The 19,924-nt window shown below is 64.8% G+C and carries 23 protein-coding genes and 1 pseudogene; 15 read left to right on the top strand and 9 right to left on the bottom strand.

The window, feature by feature from the left end; all coding sequences use genetic code 11:
• Nucleotide 1: 1 nt before the first annotated feature.
• Together HEP69_RS15085 and HEP69_RS15080 are read right to left on the bottom strand one after the other, a co-directional pair.
• Nucleotides 2–1,423: an ATP-binding protein gene (locus HEP69_RS15085; protein WP_290559362.1), complete on the bottom strand. Its 1,422-nt coding sequence runs from the start codon at nucleotides 1,421–1,423 to the stop codon at nucleotides 2–4.
• Nucleotides 1,420–2,142, bottom strand: a complete 723-nt coding sequence (locus HEP69_RS15080) for a response regulator (RefSeq protein WP_136340155.1) — start codon at nucleotides 2,140–2,142, stop codon at nucleotides 1,420–1,422. Before HEP69_RS15080 ends, HEP69_RS15085 begins: the two co-directional genes overlap by 4 nt.
• 170 nt (nucleotides 2,143–2,312) lie before the next feature.
• Between HEP69_RS15080 and HEP69_RS15075 the strand changes: the two genes are divergently transcribed.
• The 11 genes from HEP69_RS15075 to HEP69_RS15025 all read left to right on the top strand — a co-directional run bounded on the left by HEP69_RS15075 (nucleotide 2,313) and on the right by HEP69_RS15025 (nucleotide 10,473).
• Nucleotides 2,313–2,921 (top strand): calcium-binding protein, encoded by a 609-nt coding sequence (locus HEP69_RS15075; protein ID WP_290559361.1) that lies wholly within the window; start codon nucleotides 2,313–2,315, stop codon nucleotides 2,919–2,921.
• Between the two features lie 75 nt (nucleotides 2,922–2,996).
• Nucleotides 2,997–3,383, top strand: coding sequence for a DUF302 domain-containing protein (locus tag HEP69_RS15070; protein WP_136340153.1), 387 nt, complete (start codon nucleotides 2,997–2,999; stop codon nucleotides 3,381–3,383).
• Between the two features lie 12 nt (nucleotides 3,384–3,395).
• Nucleotides 3,396–3,869, top strand: a complete 474-nt coding sequence (locus HEP69_RS15065; protein ID WP_136340152.1) for a rhodanese-like domain-containing protein — start codon at nucleotides 3,396–3,398, stop codon at nucleotides 3,867–3,869.
• Nucleotides 3,870–3,954: 85 nt separating this feature from the next.
• Entirely contained in the window at nucleotides 3,955–4,602 is a 648-nt protein-coding gene (locus HEP69_RS15060) for a TVP38/TMEM64 family protein (RefSeq protein ID WP_290559407.1), read from the top strand.
• Nucleotides 4,599–4,730, top strand: coding sequence for a hypothetical protein (locus tag HEP69_RS15055; RefSeq protein ID WP_275671525.1), 132 nt, complete (start codon nucleotides 4,599–4,601; stop codon nucleotides 4,728–4,730). Before HEP69_RS15060 ends, HEP69_RS15055 begins: the two co-directional genes overlap by 4 nt.
• 13 nt (nucleotides 4,731–4,743) lie before the next feature.
• Nucleotides 4,744–7,077, top strand: a complete 2,334-nt coding sequence (locus HEP69_RS15050; RefSeq protein ID WP_290559360.1) for a heavy metal translocating P-type ATPase — start codon at nucleotides 4,744–4,746, stop codon at nucleotides 7,075–7,077.
• Nucleotides 7,078–7,138: 61 nt separating this feature from the next.
• Entirely contained in the window at nucleotides 7,139–8,023 is an 885-nt protein-coding gene (locus HEP69_RS15045) for a cation diffusion facilitator family transporter (protein ID WP_234163379.1), read from the top strand.
• Nucleotides 8,020–8,799 (top strand): hypothetical protein, encoded by a 780-nt coding sequence (locus HEP69_RS15040; RefSeq protein WP_136340149.1) that lies wholly within the window; start codon nucleotides 8,020–8,022, stop codon nucleotides 8,797–8,799. The genes HEP69_RS15045 and HEP69_RS15040 overlap by 4 nt, the downstream gene beginning before the upstream one ends.
• 1 nt (nucleotide 8,800) lies before the next feature.
• Nucleotides 8,801–9,736 carry a DMT family transporter gene (locus tag HEP69_RS15035; RefSeq protein WP_290559359.1) on the top strand — a complete coding sequence of 312 codons (936 nt, stop codon included), beginning with the start codon at nucleotides 8,801–8,803 and terminating at the stop codon, nucleotides 9,734–9,736.
• Nucleotides 9,737–9,755: 19 nt separating this feature from the next.
• The gene (locus HEP69_RS15030) at nucleotides 9,756–9,950 is read left to right on the top strand and encodes a heavy-metal-associated domain-containing protein (RefSeq protein ID WP_136340147.1); all 195 of its coding nucleotides are present in this window, start codon (nucleotides 9,756–9,758) and stop codon (nucleotides 9,948–9,950) included.
• A gap of 67 nt (nucleotides 9,951–10,017) precedes the next feature.
• The gene (locus HEP69_RS15025; protein ID WP_136340146.1) at nucleotides 10,018–10,473 is read left to right on the top strand and encodes a DUF411 domain-containing protein; all 456 of its coding nucleotides are present in this window, start codon (nucleotides 10,018–10,020) and stop codon (nucleotides 10,471–10,473) included.
• Between the two features lie 80 nt (nucleotides 10,474–10,553).
• Here HEP69_RS15025 and merA read toward each other — a convergent pair whose 3' ends face one another.
• From merA to HEP69_RS15005, 4 genes and pseudogenes are all read right to left on the bottom strand, one after another.
• Nucleotides 10,554–11,978 (bottom strand): mercury(II) reductase, encoded by a 1,425-nt coding sequence (gene merA, locus HEP69_RS15020; protein ID WP_290559358.1) that lies wholly within the window; start codon nucleotides 11,976–11,978, stop codon nucleotides 10,554–10,556.
• Nucleotides 11,979–11,982: 4 nt separating this feature from the next.
• Nucleotides 11,983–12,215: pseudogene (gene merF, locus HEP69_RS15015) on the bottom strand (mercury resistance system transport protein MerF).
• A gap of 4 nt (nucleotides 12,216–12,219) precedes the next feature.
• Nucleotides 12,220–12,525, bottom strand: a complete 306-nt coding sequence (locus HEP69_RS15010) for a cation transporter (RefSeq protein WP_136340143.1) — start codon at nucleotides 12,523–12,525, stop codon at nucleotides 12,220–12,222.
• An 18-nt stretch (nucleotides 12,526–12,543) separates the two neighbouring features.
• Nucleotides 12,544–12,933 carry a mercuric transporter MerT family protein gene (locus tag HEP69_RS15005; RefSeq protein ID WP_136340142.1) on the bottom strand — a complete coding sequence of 130 codons (390 nt, stop codon included), beginning with the start codon at nucleotides 12,931–12,933 and terminating at the stop codon, nucleotides 12,544–12,546.
• A gap of 79 nt (nucleotides 12,934–13,012) precedes the next feature.
• Between HEP69_RS15005 and HEP69_RS15000 the strand changes: the two genes are divergently transcribed.
• The gene (locus HEP69_RS15000; protein ID WP_136340141.1) at nucleotides 13,013–13,429 is read left to right on the top strand and encodes a helix-turn-helix domain-containing protein; all 417 of its coding nucleotides are present in this window, start codon (nucleotides 13,013–13,015) and stop codon (nucleotides 13,427–13,429) included.
• 57 nt (nucleotides 13,430–13,486) lie between these two features.
• Here the strand turns inward: HEP69_RS15000 and HEP69_RS14995 are convergent, their stop codons facing one another.
• A complete protein-coding gene (locus HEP69_RS14995; RefSeq protein WP_290559357.1) occupies nucleotides 13,487–14,476 on the bottom strand; it encodes a hypothetical protein in 990 nt (329 codons plus the stop codon).
• A gap of 160 nt (nucleotides 14,477–14,636) precedes the next feature.
• On the opposite strand from HEP69_RS14995, the gene HEP69_RS14990 reads away from it, so the two are divergent.
• The 3 genes from HEP69_RS14990 to HEP69_RS23765 are packed head-to-tail and all read left to right on the top strand — an operon-like array spanning nucleotide 14,637 to nucleotide 18,161.
• Nucleotides 14,637–16,271 (top strand): Mu transposase C-terminal domain-containing protein, encoded by a 1,635-nt coding sequence (locus tag HEP69_RS14990; protein WP_068293252.1) that lies wholly within the window; start codon nucleotides 14,637–14,639, stop codon nucleotides 16,269–16,271.
• Between the two features lie 16 nt (nucleotides 16,272–16,287).
• On the top strand, nucleotides 16,288–17,154 hold the full coding sequence (locus HEP69_RS14985; RefSeq protein ID WP_051922089.1) for a TniB family NTP-binding protein: 867 nt from the start codon (nucleotides 16,288–16,290) through the stop codon (nucleotides 17,152–17,154).
• On the top strand, nucleotides 17,151–18,161 hold the full coding sequence (locus tag HEP69_RS23765; protein WP_138177097.1) for a TniQ family protein: 1,011 nt from the start codon (nucleotides 17,151–17,153) through the stop codon (nucleotides 18,159–18,161). The genes HEP69_RS14985 and HEP69_RS23765 overlap by 4 nt, the downstream gene beginning before the upstream one ends.
• 16 nt (nucleotides 18,162–18,177) lie before the next feature.
• Here the strand turns inward: HEP69_RS23765 and HEP69_RS14980 are convergent, their stop codons facing one another.
• Nucleotides 18,178–18,789, bottom strand: a complete 612-nt coding sequence (locus HEP69_RS14980) for an SMC-Scp complex subunit ScpB (RefSeq protein ID WP_037240140.1) — start codon at nucleotides 18,787–18,789, stop codon at nucleotides 18,178–18,180.
• 47 nt (nucleotides 18,790–18,836) lie between these two features.
• Nucleotides 18,837–19,721 (bottom strand): DUF1403 family protein, encoded by an 885-nt coding sequence (locus HEP69_RS14975; RefSeq protein WP_290559356.1) that lies wholly within the window; start codon nucleotides 19,719–19,721, stop codon nucleotides 18,837–18,839.
• Nucleotides 19,722–19,924: the final 203 nt, after the last annotated feature.

The following is a 19,924-nucleotide window of genomic DNA, read 5'->3' as shown; positions in this document are numbered from 1 at the left end:
TTCAGGTCTCCTTCCGTTGTTTGCTGTTGTTGATGGGTGCGTCCTCCGCCAGCGGGATGAAGATGGATGCCTTCAGCCCGCCTTCGGCACGATTTTTCAGCCGGACGTCGCCCCCGTGTCCGCGCACGATCGCCCGCGCGATGGCAAGGCCCAGCCCGTGCCCCCCGGTTTCGAGCGAGCGGGACGCCTCCAGCCGATGAAACGGCGCAAAGACCTCGTCGAGCTCTTCCTCGGGTATGCCAGGGCCATCATCGGTGATCTCGATCACCAGATCGTCGCCCGCGCGGTGCCAGCCGACCGTGGCGCCGCCCCCGTAGCGGGTGGCGTTCTCGACAAGGTTGCGAACGGCCCTGCGCAGGGCGAGCGGGCGAATGCGCACCGTCATCGCCGGGCCGCCGGTCATTTCGAACGGGGTGGCCTTGTCGTCTGCCAGGGTTTCGAGCCAGGCGGACACATCGACGACGTCCGAGGCTTCGCGCCCGGCCAGCCCTTCGGCGAAGTCGAGCGTGGCCTCGGCCATGGCCTGCATCTCGTCGATGGACGCGACCAGGCTCTCGCGGGTCTCCTCGTCTTCGACGAGTTCTGCATCGAACCGCATCGCCGTGAGCGGCGAGCGCAGGTCATGGCTGACCGCGGCGAGAATGCGGGTGCGGTCCGCGACAAATCGCGTCAGCCGATCCTGCATGCGATTGAACGCGCGGGTGAGATCGCGCACCTCGTCGGGACCGGCGACAGGCAACGGCTCACCCGCGTCGCCGCGCCCCAGGTCCTCGGCGGCGCGCGACAGATTACGCAATGGGCCGGTCAGGCGGGTCATCACGAACCAGAACGCCGCGACGAGGATCAACGAGGCCGTCAGCCCGAAGGCGAGAAAGGACGATAGCGGCCATTGCAATGGCGGGCGTTCGAACAGGGTGTCGACGTTCAGCCACTGGCCGCCGGAGAGCGCGATGGACAGGGTCATCTCGACCGCCTGCATCCGGCCGCGCATCATTTCCTGATGCATCTGGGCCATTTCCGGAGACAGGTTAGGGATCGGGTGCAGGGGAACGGCCGTTTCACTCAGGTTGACCCTGATGTCGCGACTGAACCTGTCGCCAAGCAAGGTCCGGACCCGCGTTTCGATATAGTCTGCGTGATGATGGTCGGGCGCGGTCACGCTTGGTGAGGGCGCAAGATCGAACCGCACAAGCGGCGAATTCGCCGCACGCACGATGGACACGGACAGATCGGGCGGCGCTTCCTCCAGCAGCCGCACAACATTGGCGGCGCGCCCGGCCGCCTCGAAACCCAGGGCGGCGCGGACGGCAAGGCTGCGCTCGTCCGCGAAGAGCCACAGGCTCACCACCTGCGCTAGGCCCAGGGCCCCGAGGATGAGAAGCACGAGTTGCGCGCGCAGGCTGCCTATCCGCGGCCGGGTCATTCGACCACCTCGACATCGGCGTTCAGACTGTAGCCCTGGCTTCGCACGGTGGTGATGAGCGTCGGGCGCAACGGGTCCATCTCGATCTTGCGCCGCAGCCGGCTGATCTGGTTGTCGATCGTACGATCGAGCGGCCCCGCCGCGCGCCCGGCCGTGAGGTCGAGAAGCTGCTCGCGGCTCAGAACCGTGCGCGGACGCGCCAGAAGGACCGTCAACAGCCGGAAATCCGCCGTCGTCAGTTGCACGCGATTGCCGTCCCGGTCGGTCAGCATGTGCGCGTCGGTATCGAGCGTCAGTCCGCCGAACCGCAGGATGCGCCCCGAAAGCGGCCCGGCCTCGCGTCTCTCCTCGGGCGCGCGGCGCAGGACCGCCTTGATCCGTGCCAACAGCTCGCGGGGGTTGAACGGTTTCGGCAGATAGTCGTCCGCGCCGATCTCGAGGCCCACGATCCGGTCCTGATCCTGCCCGAGGGCCGTGAGCATGATGATCGGAAGCCGTTTCTCGGCCGACAGGCGCTTGCAGATCGAAAGCCCGTCCTCGCCCGGCATCATGACGTCGAGCACCATCAGGTCGAAGTGACCTTTCGCGAGCTTTTCGTCCATCTCCCGGGCATCCTTGGCCGCCGTCGCCCGCATGCCATTGCGTTCCAGAAATCGCGTGACCGAGTCCCGGATCTGGCGGTGATCGTCGACGACGAGGATATGCGGCAAACTGTTCATACTTCTCATTTGGCAGTGTGGCGGCGCGCGGTCAGCACCGGGATTGTAACGCTTTGTATCAGCTACGCGCATTGCGACGAACGGATACAAGATCGGGAATGACACGGCCTTGGCGGTCCTTCATGTCTTCCCATGTCGGTGAGGCGTTTCACACGAGAAAGGATACAGACATGAAAACCACAGCGAAACTCGCGGCAGCGACCGCCATCTTTATGGCTCTGGGCGGTGCAGCCTTGGCCGCAGGCAATCACGGGCATGGTGGCCAGGGTGCTCCGGGAGCGCAGGGTCCGGCCGCCGGAAATCATGACATGATGCGGATGCATGGGCAAATGATGCAGGGCGGCATGGGCATGATGGGCTCCGGTGGGCCCATGGGCGGCATGGGCCAGGGCATGATGGGCGGCGGCGCGTCGCTGATGGGCATGGGCCTGGAGCGGTTCGACGCCGATGGCGATGGCACGGTGACGCCCGAAGAAGCCCACGAAGGATTGCAAGCCCTGCTGGCGGAATACGATGCCGATGGCGACGAAACCCTGTCGCTCGCCGAATTCGAGACGCTCCACAGCGCGCTCATCCGCGAAACCATGGTGGACCGCTTCCAGTTCCTCGACGACGATGGCGACGGCGCGGTGTCGGTGGCAGAAATCGTCAAGCCTGCCGACATGATGGAGCGCATGCAGACGATGCGCGACGGCATGATGCCCGGACCGAATGGTGGCATGCAGCGCGACGGCGGCATGATGGGGACACCCGGCCAGGGCCGCATGGGCAACAACTGAGCCCGCCTTTCCGCCACCCCTCGCCCGGTCCCGCAGACTGCGGGGCCGGGCCTTGACCACGAAAGGACAGACAGAATGGCATACACTCATGACCGCCTGCTGGCAAATACCGGCATTGACGACGCAGAGACCCGCGTGCGCGCGGCGCTGGCCGACGCTGGTTTCGGCGTTCTGACCGAGATCGACGTCAAGGCGACGATGAAGAAGAAGATCGACAAGGACATGGCGGGCTACAAGATCCTTGGCGCCTGCAATCCGAACATGGCCTGGCAGGCCATCGGGCTGGAGCCGCGGATCGGCGCGATGCTGCCCTGCAACGTGATCCTGCGCAGCGTCGAGGGCGGCACCGAGGTGAGCGCCATCGACCCGGTTGCCTCCATGTCGGCCGTGGAAAACCCCGACCTGCACGCGGTCGCCGGTCAGGTCCGCGACATGCTCGTGCGCGCTGTGGATGCGGCCTGAAGGAGACAACCGATGACAACGGCACACGGTCGGCGCCTCTTCATTCTTGGGCTGGCGGCAGCGCCTGTCACCCTCATCACGTCTCCCCTGACCGCACAGGCCCGGACAATCTGGTCGGCGGACGAGGCCTATGACGCCCTTCTGGCAGACAGCGCGCGCGTCGTCGATGTGAGGTCGCGCGAGGAGTGGCTGGAAACCGGCGTCGGGGCCGGGGTCTGGCCGATCAGCATGCACGAGGACCGATTTCCGGATCGCCTCTTTGCGGCGAAGGCGCTGGCCGGATCCCGAGACGTCGGCCTGATCTGCGCGACCGGGGGGCGTTCGGCGTCCCTGCTCCGTGCGCTCCGGCAGGCTCGCTACGATGGCTACGTGGACATCTCCGAGGGAATGCTGGGATCTCGCCGGGGTCCCGGCTGGCTTGCTGCCGGTCTGCCCGTGGTTCCGCTGGACGCAGCGCTTGCCTCGATGCCGGAGGACCTTGCCTGACGTGCCCGAAGAGAGCGCCTCAACGAGAAATAACTACCTGTCTCTCGGCAAGGGCACGGTCCTTGTCGTCGGAGCCATCCTTGGCCTGGGCCTCCTCGGCTGGGCCGCAGGGTGGTGGTCGTTCGACCTGGACCGCGCCGCGGTCGAGGCATGGGTCGCGCGCGCGGGTCCTTGGGGGCCGCTCGCGATCGTCGCCCTCATGACGGCTGCGGTCGTTGCCAGCCCCATTCCAAGCGCGCCTGTCGCGCTGGCCTCGGGGGCCGCTTTTGGCCACTATGCGGGCACCGTCTATGTCGCCGTGGGGGCCGAGACCGGCGCGCTCGTCGCCTTCCTCATCGCCCGCGGGCTGGGGCGCGGGACGGTCGAGCGACTTCTCGGCGACAAGGCGGATCACGGCCTGTTGGGGTCGCAGAACGCGCTGACGCTCACGGTTTTCGCAAGCCGCCTTCTGCCCTTCGTGTCTTTCGACGCGATGAGCTATGCCGCGGGGGTCAGCCGGTTGCAGTTCTGGCGCTTCGCCCTGGCCACGATGGCCGGCATTTTGCCCGCGAGCTTCGAGCTCGCGCATTTCGGCAGCGCGGCGATGGCGGGCACCTTCGGCGGCGCGGAATGGATCGCGCTCGGACTGGGGCTGGTGACGGGGCTTCCCCTCCTGCTGCTTGCGCTTCGGCGCGGAGCGGCTTCGCGAAAAGACAGCCCCAGGAAAGATACCGCAGCGGCCGAAGGGTCATGAGCTCCGACGACAAGAAAAACAGCCCCAGCCTGCCCGACGCCGTGGCGCTGGGAGCCGTCGTGAGCTTCGGTGCATCGCGGCTTGACTCTCCCGCCACTGGAAACCCGACAATGATGATCAAAACCTGAAAAGAGATAACAGATGTCCGACCACGACCATCACCACCGCCACCACGCTCCGGCCTCCGGCGCGAAAACCGCGACGGATCCCGTCTGCGGCATGCAGGTCGAGATGCGCGAGGACGCGCGGTCGCGCGAGTATGGCGGCGAGACCTACTGGTTCTGCTCGGAAGGCTGCGAGACGAAATTCGGTGTGGATCCTTATTTCTACGCGTCGGGAAACGCGCAGAAGACATCGCAGAAAGCCCAGCCCGGCACGCAATACACCTGCCCGATGCACCCCGAGATTATCCGCGACGAACCCGGAAGCTGTCCGATCTGCGGCATGGCGCTGGAGCCGATGGTGCCCTCGGACGAGCCCAGCGAGGAACTGACCGACTTCACCCGCCGGATGTGGATCAGCGCGACCGCGGCCGTGCCCCTCGTGATCCTGACGATGGGCGAGCTGGTCGGCCTGCCGGTTCGCGACTGGCTGGGCCACCAGCTGGCGGTTTACATCGAATTCGTCCTCGCCACGCCCATTGTCCTCTGGGCAGCGCTTCCGTTCTTCCGGCGCGGCGTCGACTCCTTCCGGAGCCTGTCCCCGAACATGTGGACGCTGATCTCGCTCGGGGTCGGCGCGGCCTATGCGTATTCGCTGGTCGCCACCTTCGCGCCGGGGTTGTTCCCGGAGCAGTATCGGATGGGCGAAGGCGTCGGCACGTATTTCGAGGCCGCCGTCGTCATCATCGCGCTGATCTTCGTCGGCCAGGTGCTGGAGTTGCGCGCACGGGAACGCACCGGCGACGCGATCCGGGCGCTGATGGACCTCGCGCCCAAGACCGCGCGGCGAATTCTTCCCGACGGAAGCGAATATAATGCACCGCTCGAGAACATCGTGGAGGGCGACTTGCTGCGGGTGCGCCCCGGCGACAGCATGCCGGTCGATGGCGAAGTGGTCGAGGGCCACACGTCCGTTGACGAAAGCATGATCACCGGCGAGCCCGTGCCCGTCGAAAAGGCAGAAGGCGACCGTGTCACGGGCGGCACGATCAACAAGAACGGTTCGCTCGCGATCCGGGCGACGCAAGTTGGCGCCGACACGGTGCTGGCGCAGATCGTGGACATGGTGGCCGGTGCCCGACGCTCGCGCGCGCCGATCCAAGGGCTGGCGGACCGGGTCTCGGCCATCTTCGTACCGACGGTCGTCGCGGTGGCCATCGCGGCGTTCTTCGCCTGGCTTGCCTTCGGTCCCGAGCCGGTGCTGGCATTCGCCATCGCCTCGGCCGTCTCCGTCCTGATCATCGCCTGTCCCTGTGCCCTCGGCCTCGCGACGCCGATCTCGATCACCACGGCCGCGGGGCGCGGCGCACAAGCGGGCGTGCTGATCAAGGACGCCGAGGCGCTGGAACGGATGGCGCGTGTGGACACGGTGATCGTGGACAAGACCGGCACGCTGACCGAGGGCAAGCCGACGCTGACGGATGTCGTGGCGCTGCAGGGCGACGAGGCGGAGGTGTTGGGCCTCGCCGCCGCTTTGGAACGTGGCTCGGAACATCCGCTGGCCGAGGCGATCGTCGCGGGCGCGCGGGATCGCGGTCTGTCGCCCGGCAGCGCGGCCGATTTCGAAGCGGTCACCGGCAAGGGCGTGCGCGGCACCGTCGACGGACGCAACGTGGCGCTCGGCAATCCGGCGATGATGCGGGATCTCGGGCTCGAGACCGGCGAAGCCGAGGCGCGGGCCGACACGCTCCGCACGGATGGCAAGACGGCGATGTTCGTTGCCGTCGATGGGGCGCTCGCGGGGATCGTCGCCGTGGCCGATCCGATCAAGCAAAGCACCGAAGGGGCGATCCGCGATCTGCACGCGCTCGGTCTGACGATCATCATGGCCACCGGCGACAACCAGCGAACGGCCGAGGCTGTCGCGCGTCAACTGGGCATCGACGAGGTGCGCGCCGGCGTTCTGCCCGAGGACAAGCAGAAGCTGGTCGAGGAATTGCGCGCGAAGGGCGCGTCGGTGGCGATGGCCGGCGACGGTGTGAACGACGCCCCGGCGCTGGCGGCGGCGGACGTGGGCATCGCCATGAGCACGGGCGCCGACGTGGCGGTGGAGAGCGCTGGCATCACGCTGATGCGCGGCGATCTGGTGGGGCTGGTGCGGGCGCGGAAACTCGCGAAGGCAACGCTGCGCAACATCCGCCAGAACCTGTTCTTCGCCTTCGCCTACAACGCGGCGGGCGTGCCGATCGCGGCCGGAATCCTTTATCCGGTGATCGGCCTGCTTCTGTCGCCCATGATCGCGGCGGCGGCGATGAGCCTGTCGTCGGTCTCCGTTATTTCGAACGCGCTGCGGCTGCGGCGCGTAAAGCTCTGAAAGAAAGGAAGCCGCGATGTCCAGTTCACATCACGGGCACATGCCGTCGAGTGGGCGCGGAATGGCGATCTCCGCATGGCTGACGGGGGTCTATTTCGTCATCGAGATGGGCATCGGGCTCTGGACCGGGTCGATCGCAGTGATCTCCGACGCGTTCCACACCTTCTCCGCCGTTGGCGGCGTCCTGGTGGCCATCGTCGCCGCGCGTCTGGCCCGGCGTCCCGCCGATCCGGATCGCAGCTTCGGCTGGTATCGCGCCGAGATCATCGGCGCGCTGGTCAACGGCGGCTTCCTGCTCGGCATGGCGCTGGTGGTGATCGTTATGGCGGCCATGCGCCTGTCGGATCCGATCGCGTTGCCGACCGGCCCGATGTTGCTAGCCGCTGCCGGCGGGCTGGTGACCGAGTTCATATCGCTGGGGCTGATCTGGAAGCAAAGCAAGAGCGACCTCAACGTGAAGGGTGCGTTGTGGCATATCATCCAGACCTTCGTCGGCAGCCTCCTGATCATCGTCACCGCATTGGTGATCAAGTTCACGGGCTTCCTGCTTATCGACCCGATCCTCGGCATGGCGTTCGGCTTTGTGCTGCTCTGGGCAAGCTGGGGTATCCTGCGCGACTCCATGCACCTGCTGATGGAGGGTACGCCGGCCGATGTCAGCCTTCCGGAGGTCACGCAGGCACTCGAGTCCCTCGACGGGGTGGCCGACGCGCACCACGTTCACGCCTGGGCCCTGACCAGCGGGAAGCACGTCTTTTCCGGTCACCTGCGGGTGCAAGAGGGCGCCGAGCCACAGGGGGTACTCAAGGCAGCGCACGGCATGCTGCGTGACCGCTTCGGCTTCTTCTTCGTGACTCTTCAGGTTGAGGACCGGTGCCTCGATGAAAGCGGTGCCGAGATGATCGACATCACCCGTGCGCCAACCACCGAAAGGACCACGACTTGACCGGCCCCGCGACCCAATCCGTCCCATCGCTTCGCCTTCGACTGGCGCGCCGGATCATCCGGCTTGTCACCAGGCGAGCCGCGCGCAAAGGGCTGGCCGACAACCTTCTTACATATGTGGACGGAACGCAAACCCGTTGGCTCGATCCCGAGATCGCGCGGTTCCTTGAGGCGATGGACAGCGAGGTGCTCCGCTTGCGGGCGCGGGCGGATTTCGTCGCGCTCCCTGGTCTTGGCAACAGGGTGATGGTCGAATTCGCCGTGTGGACCACAGCCGCCGACCGCAGCCTGCGCCATCTCGGCGTGACGCCCGAGACCGCGCGCCGCGTGGTGGCCGACCTCGGATGGGACGTCTACCGCCGGATGCTGCGGCTGAGTTCGCTGCCCGCGCGGCTGGTCACGCGCGACCCGGGGCGGAGACTGCGCTGGACGATCCGCGCGCTGCTGTATTTCCCGTTCAATGCTCCGGGTGCGCCCGGTTATGCCGTGGAGACCCGGCGCGACGGCGACGACATTCTCACACATTTCACCTGCTGCCCGCCACAGAGCCTCGTGCGTCGGCTGGCCGAGATCGACGACGACCCCGATACGCTCGAAGCATTCCGGCAAAGTTGGTGCACCTATGATTGGCCGGGCGCTGATCTGATCGCGGGCGACGGAGTACGCGGTCATTATCGCAGGCGCCGGACGTTGTCGCATGGGGATGACGTCTGCGACATGTGTTGGGCAGCGCGGTCGCAACGGCAAGAGACCGCGCCACATGCTCCGAAGAAATAACATGCGCATCGTTCTTCTACTCGTCCTGATCACCGTCTCCGAAGCCACGATCGGCGTCTTCGTCAAGCTGACCGGGGATGCGATCCCGATCCAGACGTTGAATTTCTACGCACTGAGCTTTGCAGCCGCGTTCCTGGCAATGGCCATCCCGCACGCGACCGGACGCCCTCTGCGGTTTCCCCGTGGCAACGTGAAGGACACGGTCATTATCGGGGCGCTCATCGCCGCGCAGATCAGCGTCTTCAACTATGCGATGACGCTCGTGCCGATCGCCAATGCCGTGGTGTTCTGGAGCGTGGCCCCCTTCTTCGTGTTCATCTTCTCGGCCCTGTTCCTCGGCGAGCCCGCGAAGAAAAGCTATATGCTGATCTTCGGGCTCGCGCTGACAGGCATCGTGCTGGCCAGGCCGCTGGCGGGCGGCGAGTGGTTTGGCAACCTCGTCGCGCTCAGCACCGGGGCGATCTATGCCGGAATGGTCACATACATGCGCCATGAAGGACGCGAGGAGGCGGGCAACGATATCTTCTGGTCGATGGCGGCCGGGGCGATCCTGCTGTCGCCGGCGCTGGTTCTCGCCGGGCCGGGCGAGATCGGCAGGTTCAATGCCTATCCCGCCCTGAGCCTTTCGCTGCCGGTGATGCTGTGGCCGGTCTGCCTCGGCGTCGTCTCGACGGGGTTCGCCTATTTCGGGATTTCGCTGGTGCTCAAGAAGATCTCGGCGAACATCTATTCGCTGGTCGATATTATCGTCTCGCCGATCGTGGCGGCGACTCTGGGATACCTTGTCTTTAGCGAAGTTCCAACGCAGGGCATGATCCTTGGTGGCGGATTGTTGCTCCTGTCCGGTTTCTGGCTGACGCGCGAGATGAGCCGCGGCAAGGAAACCGCCGCCGTCCACCCTTGCCAATGCGAGCGAATGAATGCATTTGGTGCCTGAAATGGAAGGATAAATCGAGATGAAGTTCTACGTGCCCGACATGAGTTGCGGTCATTGCACGGCGGCCATCGAAAAGGCGCTCAAGGCGATCGACCCGAATGCCACGGTAGATACAGACCTGACATCGAAGACCGTCACGGTTGCGTCCGCCAAGGATGCCACTGCATTACAGGTCGCCCTCAAGGAGGCCGACTACCCCGCAACTCCGGCTTGATGAACTCTATGTGAAATCTTTAACGAATAGCCGTCAAAACCGAACAGGATTGGAGCTGGAAATACGCATGAACAGACGAGAATTCATTGTCGCGGGCGGCGCTGCCGCCGGGCTGCCCGGTGTGGTCCACACTCAGTCACTCGCACCGCGCGTCGAGGTCTACAAATCGCCAACCTGCGGATGCTGCTCGGCCTGGATCGAGCATATGGAGCGCGCCGGCTTCGTCGTGGACGCACGCAATGTCGACCAAGACGCCCTGTATGCGTTCAAGGCGCAATCCGGGATCACGCCCAACCTGGCCTCGTGCCATACGGCGCTCGTAGATGGGTATGTCATTGAGGGCCATGTGCCGGCTGCAGATGTCGAACGACTGCTCGCCGAACGTCCCGAAGCCATCGGCCTGTCGGTTCCCGGTATGCCGATCGGCTCACCTGGCATGGAGATGGGCAACCAGCGTGATGCGTTCGAGACACTGTTGCTGCTGAAAGACAGCTCTACCGAGATCTTCGAGCGACATGCCTGAACGAGACGGTTGGGGTGACAGATGACTCGTCTCAGAGTACTCTACGCCCTTCGTGATTTGAACGCTCGTACAGCACTGCTTCACCCTGCGCAGCACGACAGCTTCGCGACATCCATTTCGAATGTCTGCGCGGCGAGCCTCACGCCCTCGACCGTGGTGAGGTAGGGGAAGATTGTCTCGCCTAAAGCCCTCGTCGTCATGCCGAACTTGATTGCCATCACGAGCGTCTGGACACTGTCTGCCCCCTCCGGCGCCATGATCACGCCGCCGAGAAGCCGGTCGCTCGCCCGGTCCGCGACCAGCTTGATCAGCCCGCGCGTGTCGCGGGCGGCGAGCGCACGGGGGACATTCTCGAGCGCGAGCACGCTGGTCTTGACGTCATATCCGGCATCACGCGCCTGCGCCTCGGTCGGCCCGACGCCCGCCACCTGCGGATCGGTGAACACGACCCAGGGCATCGCGGCGTTGTCGTAACGCTCCGCCCCGCCCAGCACGGCGTTGCGGGCTGCGAGCTTGGCGCCATAGGCGGCCATGTAGACGAACTGGTCGCGGTCCGTGACATCACCCGCGGCAAAGATCCCGGGCTTCGTGGTCTGCATGTCGTCGCCAACCCGGATCGCACCGCGTGCATCGGTCTCGACGCCAATTTCGGCGAGGCCCAGCCCCTCGGTGTTGGGTGTGCGTCCCGTGGTCAGGACGAGGCGGTCGGCCGTCAGGTCGAGCTCCGCGCCGTCCACCGACACGGTCAGCGCCGCAAGGTCACCGTCGCGCCGCGCGGCGTGATAGGTTGCGCCATCGAGGACCGTGACACTCTCGGCGCGCAAGACCTCGGTGAGCGCTTCGGACACCTTCGGCTCGGTGCGCGGCAACAGGCGCGAGCGGCAGACGATGGTCACCTCGGTGCCCATCCGCGCCATCATCTGGGCGAGTTCGACGCCGATATAGCCGCCGCCGAGAAAGATCAGGCTCTCGGGCAACTGGTCCAGCTCCAGCAGCGACGTGCTGTCGAGCGTCGGGGCGTCCTGGATCCCGGGGATGTCGGGCGCGGCGGGCCGGTCGCCCGTGGCGACGATGACCCTCGGAGCCGTGATCTTGCGACCGCCGACCTCGACCCCGCCGGGGATGAGCCGCGCCGGACCCTCATCAATGTAAGCGACACCGTCGTAGTCGGGCAGCAGGTCGGCATATTTCTTCTGCCGCAGCGTCGAGACGAGATCGTCCTTGGCCGCAATCAGCGCAGCCCAGCCCGCGACCCGCGCCTCACCGTGCAGGCCCGGAAACCGGGACGCCGCCCGCGCACCGTGCAGGGCCTCGGCGGCCCGGATCATCGTCTTGGAGGGCACGCAGCCCACGTTCACGCAGGTGCCGCCGATGGTGCCGTGCCCGATCAGCGCGACGCGCTTGCCGCCCTCGGCGGCGGTTATCGCGGCCGAGAACCCGGCCGATCCGGCACCGATCACGGCAACGTCGAACTCACTCTTGAGCGCGCAGCAATCGTCTCTCATGAAATCATCCATCCGTTTGCGTGGTTTGCCGCCGCTGCCTGCGCCAGACGGCATAGGCGGTCAGCCCAATGAAGAACGCCAGCGCGGGCAGCAGCACATAGTCGAGCCAACCCAGCCAGGCCGACAGGCCCACGGCGCCCAAAAGCACGACGAGCACCGGCGTGAAGCAGCAGAGCGCCGCGATGACGTGCCGACGACACCTGTCGCGATCAGCTTGCGGTCGGTCTGCTCGGTCATCCCGTCAGCCCGAGACGCGCGCCGGATAGCCTGCATTGGCCGACGCGGTCGCGATGGCCTCGGCGCTGGTCGCGGCGGTGTCGAAGACGACCGTGGCGGTGCGCGCCTCGAAGTCGATCTCGACGGCGCGCACGCCATCGACGCTTTCCATCGCGCGCTTCACCGTCACGGGGCAGAGCGCGCAGGTCATGTTGTCGACCGCGAAGGTGACGGTCTGCTCGGCGGCGACGGTCTGCGCGGCGACCGGGATGGCGGTGACGGGCGCAACAGCGGTCAGGCCGAACAGGGCAAGGGCAAGGATCTTCTTCATAAGGGTCTCCTTTCGGGATCAGTAGAGAAGCGGGGCCCACCAGTCGATGGTGAGCGCGGCGACGACGAGGATCAGGGACGCCCAGAGCGCGGTTTTGGTGATCCAAGCCGAGGATGGGCGCGCACAGTAGGAACCGGGCTCGCAGACGTTCGGCTTGCGGAAATACACCTGCCGGAAACCCGCCCCGATGAAGCCGAGCGCGATCACGGCGAAGATCGGCTTGTAAGGCTCCAGCGCCGTCAGGTTGCCGATCCAGGCCCCCGAGATGCCGAGGGTTAGCAGGACTAGCGGCCCGATGCAGCAGGCCGAGGCGAAGAACGCGCCCATCACCCCGCCCGCTGCGAGCCAGCCCTTTCGGGCCGGGCGATCCGCTTCGGAGTTGTCAGCTCTGTCGTCTGTCAGCGCCATGTCGCGCACCTCCTCTCGTCCGTGGTTGAAGGAAGGTGTAAGGTCTGTAGTAACTACAGGCTCAAGAGGAAACCTGCCCATGACCGATCACGAGCGCGAGAGCGGCTTCACACGCGGAGACCTGGCCCGGGCCACCGGCTGCAACATCGAGACGATCCGCTACTACGAGAAGACCGGCGTTCTGCCCGACCCGCCCCGGACCGACGCCGGCTACCGCATCTATTCCGCCGCGCACGCCACGCGCCTTCGCTTCATCCTGCGCGCCCGCGAACTCGGGTTCTCGATGGAGGACATTCGCGGGTTGATGGGGCTCGAAGATGGCGCCGCGCCGACCTGCGCGGAGGTCAAGGAGCGGACGGAGCGTCACCTTGCAGAGGTGCGGGCCAAGATTGCGGATCTCCGGCGGATCGAGGCCGTCCTCGCTGCGACGGCATTGAGGTGTTCTGGCGCCGAAGTTCCCGACTGTCCGGTGCTCGACGCGATTTCTGGAAGCTGAAAACGATGACATGAACTTCCCGAACTCTTGAAGCTTTCACGCATTGAACCGTAAGTTTCAAGATCGTGCCGCTGCCCATAACCTGAATCGCCCCTGGCCGGTCACCTCGCGGATCAGGCCTCGCGCTTCCATCCAGGTGAGGTTGCGCTGGACCGCGGCGCGGCTAGCGTTGGTCAGGACCTCACCCATCGGGGCAGAGACAAGGGGCCATTCGGTCAGCACAGCGCGCAAGGCGCGCGGGGTCTTGCCCGAAAGTGAGGTCATCTCGGCTTCCGCCCGAACTGACCACGCTTCAATATCGTCGAGGTGCCGCATCGCGGTCAGACATGCGGTCTCCATCCCGTCAAGCCAGCGCGCCAAACGGTCAGCGGGTGGGCCGCCAGCGCGCAGCCCCCCTGCCCCACCCATGGCCAGAGGTGCAAACACTGCTCCCTTGCCCTCGCTGGCCGCGATCCGCGCGGCCGTGACTGCGGCTTCGATTTGGTCACCGTGCTGTCCGAGGCCGGCCAGGCTCCAGAGATGAAAGCCCATGCAAGCTCGCGTGATCGGGTGGAGATCGGCTGCGGCTGCCATTACGTCCAGCCATCCGCCTGCCCGATCTTCGAAACGCTCATCGCTGTCTTCAATGTTCTCTGGATCGCGGCGATCCAGGAAGGCGGCCAAGTCAGCCTCCGGTCCTGGACCTCCTATAAGCCGCCGAACAGCCCACCCAACTCTTGCCAGGGCATGTGGGTCATCCTGTGCGCCCGAGAGCCGCATCGATATCCAGAGCGCCAGACGATCAGAACTCACCCGGTCCCCTGTGAACCAGCTAAGATCCGCCGCCTCGATAAGAGCGAGGCGATGCGGCCAGCCTTCCGGGCCGCGCAGCAGCCGGTCATCCAGAGCACCCAGGCGTCCAGCCACGCGTGCCAGCCGCGCAGCGTGAAGCCCCTCTGCCTTTGCCCAGTCATGGACGACAGCGGTGTCGGGCGGTTCCGCACGCGGTCCGGGAGGCAAATCATCCGGTTCTTCTTCGAGTGGCCCAGGCAGGAACCAGTGTCGCATTTTCTTCACCATTTCAGCACATGATTATTACGTGATTTCTGGATGATACGGGGTAAGCACACATCATTCTTCAGCTTAAGGCTTCAATTTTGGCTACGTATTTCAGCAAGTGGCCGCCCTGTTGGCGCATGACCCAGCCGGTCTCGGAAGTTTCATATCGATGACGTCCGGCGAAGCGCATGCCTCGGATGAAGCGTGGGCCAAGGCGACGCGTACCGCGCGCGAGTTGGACCGGATTCTTGACGGAGCGGCGCCGGTGCGTGAGGCCGTGATGCGCGCGGCATCCGAGCTGCGGCTCTCGACACGCCAAGTCTACAACTATCTGGCGCGGTATCGGGAAGAGCGCAGGGTATCGTCCCTTCTGCCGCGAAGGAGTGGAACAAGACAACCAAGGATCAACCCCGCAGTCGAGAACATCATCGCGGTGACCCTGCGGGAGATGTGGTTGCGCCCGGAGCAGCCGGACCTTGCACCGATCGTTGAAGAGATCCGCACCCGCTGCGCAGAGGAAGGGCACACTCCACCCGCCTATGTCACTGTCGCCCGGCGGATCCCCATTCTGTTCGCCCCGGAAGAAATTGCCCGCCGCCGCCTGTCGGATGGTAAACACCTGCACCGGCTGAAGCCGCGACCGGGCTACATCCGGGCTAACCACGCGCTCGACGTTGTCCAGATCGATCACACGCCGGCAGACATCCAATTTGTTGAGGTGATTGATGACCACGGTGTCTTCGTTGGTCGTCCCTATCTGACCATCGCTGCAGATGTGGCCACGAGCGCGATCATCGGCTTCTGCCTGACCCTCGAGCGGCCGTCACGACTGTCTGTCGCGCTTTGTCTGGCGCACGCGATGTGCTGCAAGATTGACTGGCTGGCAGAACGCGGTATCGATCATGCTTGGCCGATGCACGGTCGCCCGAAGCAAATCGTCGTCGATTCCGCCAAGGAGTTCCAGAGCAGCACCTTCAGCAGAGGATGCGCGGACTATGGCATCGCCATACGCATGCGGAACAAGGGCACCGTGCATCGGGGCGGAGTCGTGGAACGCCTGCTTGGGAAAGTGAACACCGCGCTACGCGCCTTGCCCGGCAAGACGGGGCGTTCCATCGCGGATCGGGGCGACTATGCCTCGGAAGCGCGGGCACGGCTCAGCTTCGCGGATCTTGAACGCTGCATCGCGCTCGCGATCATCGACCACAACCTGAGCCAGAATGCGCGCAGGCTGACCGTTCCGGCGAAAGAGTGGGAAGATCGGTTCCAGCCGAAGGACCGGCCTATCGATGCGCCTGTCGATGTGCTGCTGAATTTCCTGCCACGCAAGACGCGGAAAATTTCACCTCAGGGCTTCAGTCTCTTCGCCATCGACTATTTCGAGCCCTGGCTTGGCCCGCTGGTTGCGCGTCGTGACCGGCTGGAGCCGCTCGATCTGTGCTATGATCCTCGCGACATCAGCCATGTCTACGTCAAGGATCCGGATACGCAGGCCTGGCGGCCGGTCAGGCGACGGGACGGACTGGCCGAGCCGATCACGCTTTGGCAGCACCAGGCGGATCGACAGCAGCGGCGTGAAATCCAGCGGCGCCCTGTGCAGGAGGCATCAGCCATCCGACGCGAAATCGCAGCCACTGCTGCCGCCGCCAAAACCCCCAAAAGCCGGTTGAAGGAGATGACCCGCGCCCGGCATGCCACCGAGGCAAAGAAGCCTTATGCCGACTTCGCCGCGCCTTCCGTCCCGACCCAAGAAAAGCTCGACCCGGATCGCCCTCGGCGGGTCTTCCCTGTCGAGGATTGGTAGGGTGCCGGATCACCTCATGCCCGCCATAATCCCGCTCTTGCAGGCCGATGACGCAGTGCGGATCGCCCATGTTCGCGCGCCGCGCTGGATCAGCCATCCTGCCGCCGGCGCGGCGCATGACGCGATGCGACTGCTGCTCGAGCGACCGCCATCGCTGCGCCCACGCGGTTTGCTGCTTGCCGGTCCCTACCACAACGGCAAGACCATGATCGCCGAACGCTTCGCCATCGAACATCTGCGTACCGCCGACCAGCAAAAGGTGTGGGTGATCCAGACCCGGGAAGGTGCAGGCCTGTCGCATTTCTATGCCAGCATCCTGTCCGGATTGCGCGCGCCACAAGCCGCGGGCTGGCGCAGCCTGTCCCGCGCCGGCGATCAGGTCGATCATCTTCTGGAGCGCCTGAAGCCGCGCCTTTTGATCTTCGACGAGTTCCACAGCGCATTGCGCGGGCGGCGCCAGGATGTGAAGGCTATCTTCTCGTTCTTGCGGCGGATCGCACGGGTGCATGACATCTCACCAGTCCTTGTCGGCGAAATCGCGATCTACGATGCGGTGCATGACACCGACGAAATGGGCTCACGTTTCGATACGATCCCCATTCCACGATGGCCGTATGACGAGGAATTCGCGACGCTTCTCGACAGCCTGGAAGCCAGTCTGCCGCTCGCCGACACCTCCGATCTGTCGCGCGAACCCTTGGCGAAGATCATCCATGATCTGTCAGAGGGGCTGATCGGCGAGGTTGTCGAGATCGTCACCCGTGCCGCAGTGGCGGCAATCTCGCGCGGTGAGGGCCGGATCACGGGCGCAACCCTGTGGGACCTCGGCTATGTGCCTCTCTCGAGGCGCCGTAATTCCGCTTTGCGTCACGATATGACATGAGGTTTGGGCCGACCGAGATATCCGTCACATCTGCAGAGCGGTATGAAAGTGTGGCGGGAAGCCGTTGGCCAGTGAGCATTATGCCCGCACCAGGTGAACTTCTGTCGAGTTGGCTGCACCGCCTCGCCTACGCGAACGGCATACCTCCGCACTATTTTGGCACGCTTCTCGGAGCGCCGGGTGAGAACTGGTCGGCGCGGCTTGATCGGGCGTTGCCCGATCGCATCCTGCAGTTTCTGCGAGAGCATACCGGCATACCCGTGGAAGACATCGCGGCTCTGACCATTGCCCCTGACCCCTTGGCCCGGCTGCGTTTGCCCCTGCGGGCATCGCCTCAGCAGAGTTGCGCACCCAGGAGGCAGGTTACCTGGCTGCAGTTCTGTCCCGCTTGTCTGACGGAAGACGAAACGCCCTATTTTCGCCGAGGCTGGAGCCTGGCGACACGCGTTTCTTGCTTTCACCACGGTTGTCGGCTTCGGGACAGGTGCCCATCTTGCGGGGGCGGATTGGCTCCGTTCAGCCAGAAGCGTCTTGTGCCGCATCAGATCTGCGCCCGGTGCGGCGCGGCCCTCTGCAAACGCACCCGTCCTGCCACCAATGGGGTTCGGCGTCTTGAGCGTCTGATCGACGATCTGCTTCGTCTGCAGGCAGCAGGGCATAGAATGGCAGAAGGACGATCACTGCCGGACCTTCTTGGATCGGCTTGCTTTCAATTTGGTAAACAGAGTGTATCCATCGTGCGCCTCCCCCATCGGGATCGCTATCAGCTGTTTCAGAAATTGGCGGAAGGGCGGTCGACGCCGTTCGAAAAGAGAAGAAGTTCCGCGATTATCTATTGGAAACGCGTCGTTCAGGCTGCGCCAGCTTGGAGCGGACTGGTCACATCTTTCAGCGATGCCGTCCTGCCTCGGCCCAAAGCTGGGCCTTGCTCTACCACCGCTGGCCCGCATTTGGCGGATCTCGTTCAGGCGGCCGCGCGGCTCGATCAGCAGCGGCAAGCGCTGTAAAAATTCCCGGTGAGTTTCAGGCGCGCGCGGCCAGCCCGGCATCATTCAGCTGTTCAGCATCTGGCAGGTCGCGCAAGCTCTCCAGCCCGAAAGCTGCGAGGAACGCGTCTGTGGTCACGAAGGTATAGGGGGCACCACGACGCGGCGCGCGCGGCCCAGTTCCAATCAGACCCTGCGCATGCAGCCTTCCGATCAGGTCCCGGCTGATCTCTTTGCCAAAGATGTCTTTGAGCCCATCGCGGGTGATCGGCTGGTGGTAGGCGATGGCCGCCAAAATCGCGACGTCGAACTCGTTCAGGTCCAGCAACTGGTCTCCGACATCCGCTGCGGCGCGGATCGCAGGCGCGTAAACAGGCCGCGTCCGGAACATCCACCCCCCTGCGACCATGGCAATCTCGAACGCCCGCCCTTCCAGATCAGCGGCAAGGTCTTCCAACAGCAGATCAACCGAAGTCCCCTGCCCCACTATGCGCGCCAGATCCTCGCGCGGTACAGGCGAGGCAGAGGCAAACAGCACCGCCTCGATCCGGCGCATCCATTCCCGCCAGCGCAACTCCGGTGGCAGGTCGAGCAACTCGCGATCAAGCTCAGCTTCTGGTCGATCCTTCGACTTCCTTTCCGGTCGCATGTCCGAACCGCGAAACCGGTTCCCACTTTCGCTGTCCATGCTCATGGCTACACCCCGTAGAGCCGGAATGTGTCGCGCCCGGTTAGCTCACGGACCGCGCCGAGATCGACAAGCCGGTCACAGAGCCGCCGCGCCGCGCGGTCCGGCAAAGGCAGGGCACTGGGCGCCACGGCGTCCTGCGTCAGGAATATTTTCACCGCCGCCCCTGCCCCCTTGGCCCGAAGCTTTGGTGCAACTCCTTTCAAAAGCGAAGCCCGACGCGCGAGATCGACAGCCAGACGCGCGGCCTCGACCGCGGATGCGGTCACTGCGCGATGACAGGCTAGGCGCAAATCGTCACCCCGCTTGCGCAGGTCTGTGCGTTTTAAACCCGCGGCCAGCAGCGGCACGACATGATCCCAACCAAGCGCCTGGGCGAGGGCGGCGTCCGCGAGGATCAACGCCGGGACTTCGGCACGGGGTGCCTCCGTCAGGACAGCATCCAGCGCCATCGCGGCACGGGTCACCGGCGCTCCCTTCCCCGTATCGAGCCATGTAGCAATCTGGCCCAACTCCAAGATCGGCAAGGCTCGGCCCAGAGCCTTGATCGACACCGGCCGCTCCACCGCGCGACGCCAGGCAAGGTAAGTTCCCCCCGCGGGACCAGGTAGATCGCCATGGCGCAGAAGATGAATCGCGTCGCGCAGCTCTGGGGCTCTTTCCGGACGACCAGAAAACCCGACACATGCCTCGGCCGCTCGCAGCGCCAGCCGATCCCGCAACAAGGCTTTGGGGACCTCTTCGCGTCCCAACACAAGATGCAGGTGGTTCAGCGCCGCGCCCGATAAAAACGCCACATCTTCAAAGGCTTCAGGACGTGCCGAGGTGACCCATGCGGGCATCCGGGGTAGAGTGTCTGTGTCGATGGAGTGTTCCGGTCGGGCAAATGTCATGACTGAAGCCTAAACCATCGCGGCGCTTTGCTCCAGAAAATAGCACAGAAAACGCCTCGCTCTATCTTTTGCCATGATGTCCGATAATCTTGCATTATCGGGCGTAAAAATGATATGCTCGAAAACATGAGCAGTCCTACGAATAAAAGACCAAAATCCAGGTTAAACAGCTCCGGGCCCCAGGATCATCTCACAACCCTGAG

The sequence above is a fragment of the Aestuariivita sp. genome (assembly GCF_021404545.1).
Lineage (GTDB): Bacteria > Pseudomonadota > Alphaproteobacteria > Rhodobacterales > Rhodobacteraceae > Aestuariivita.
Note: the sequence above shows the minus strand (reverse complement) of the source record. Positions and strands in the feature narration are given on the sequence as shown.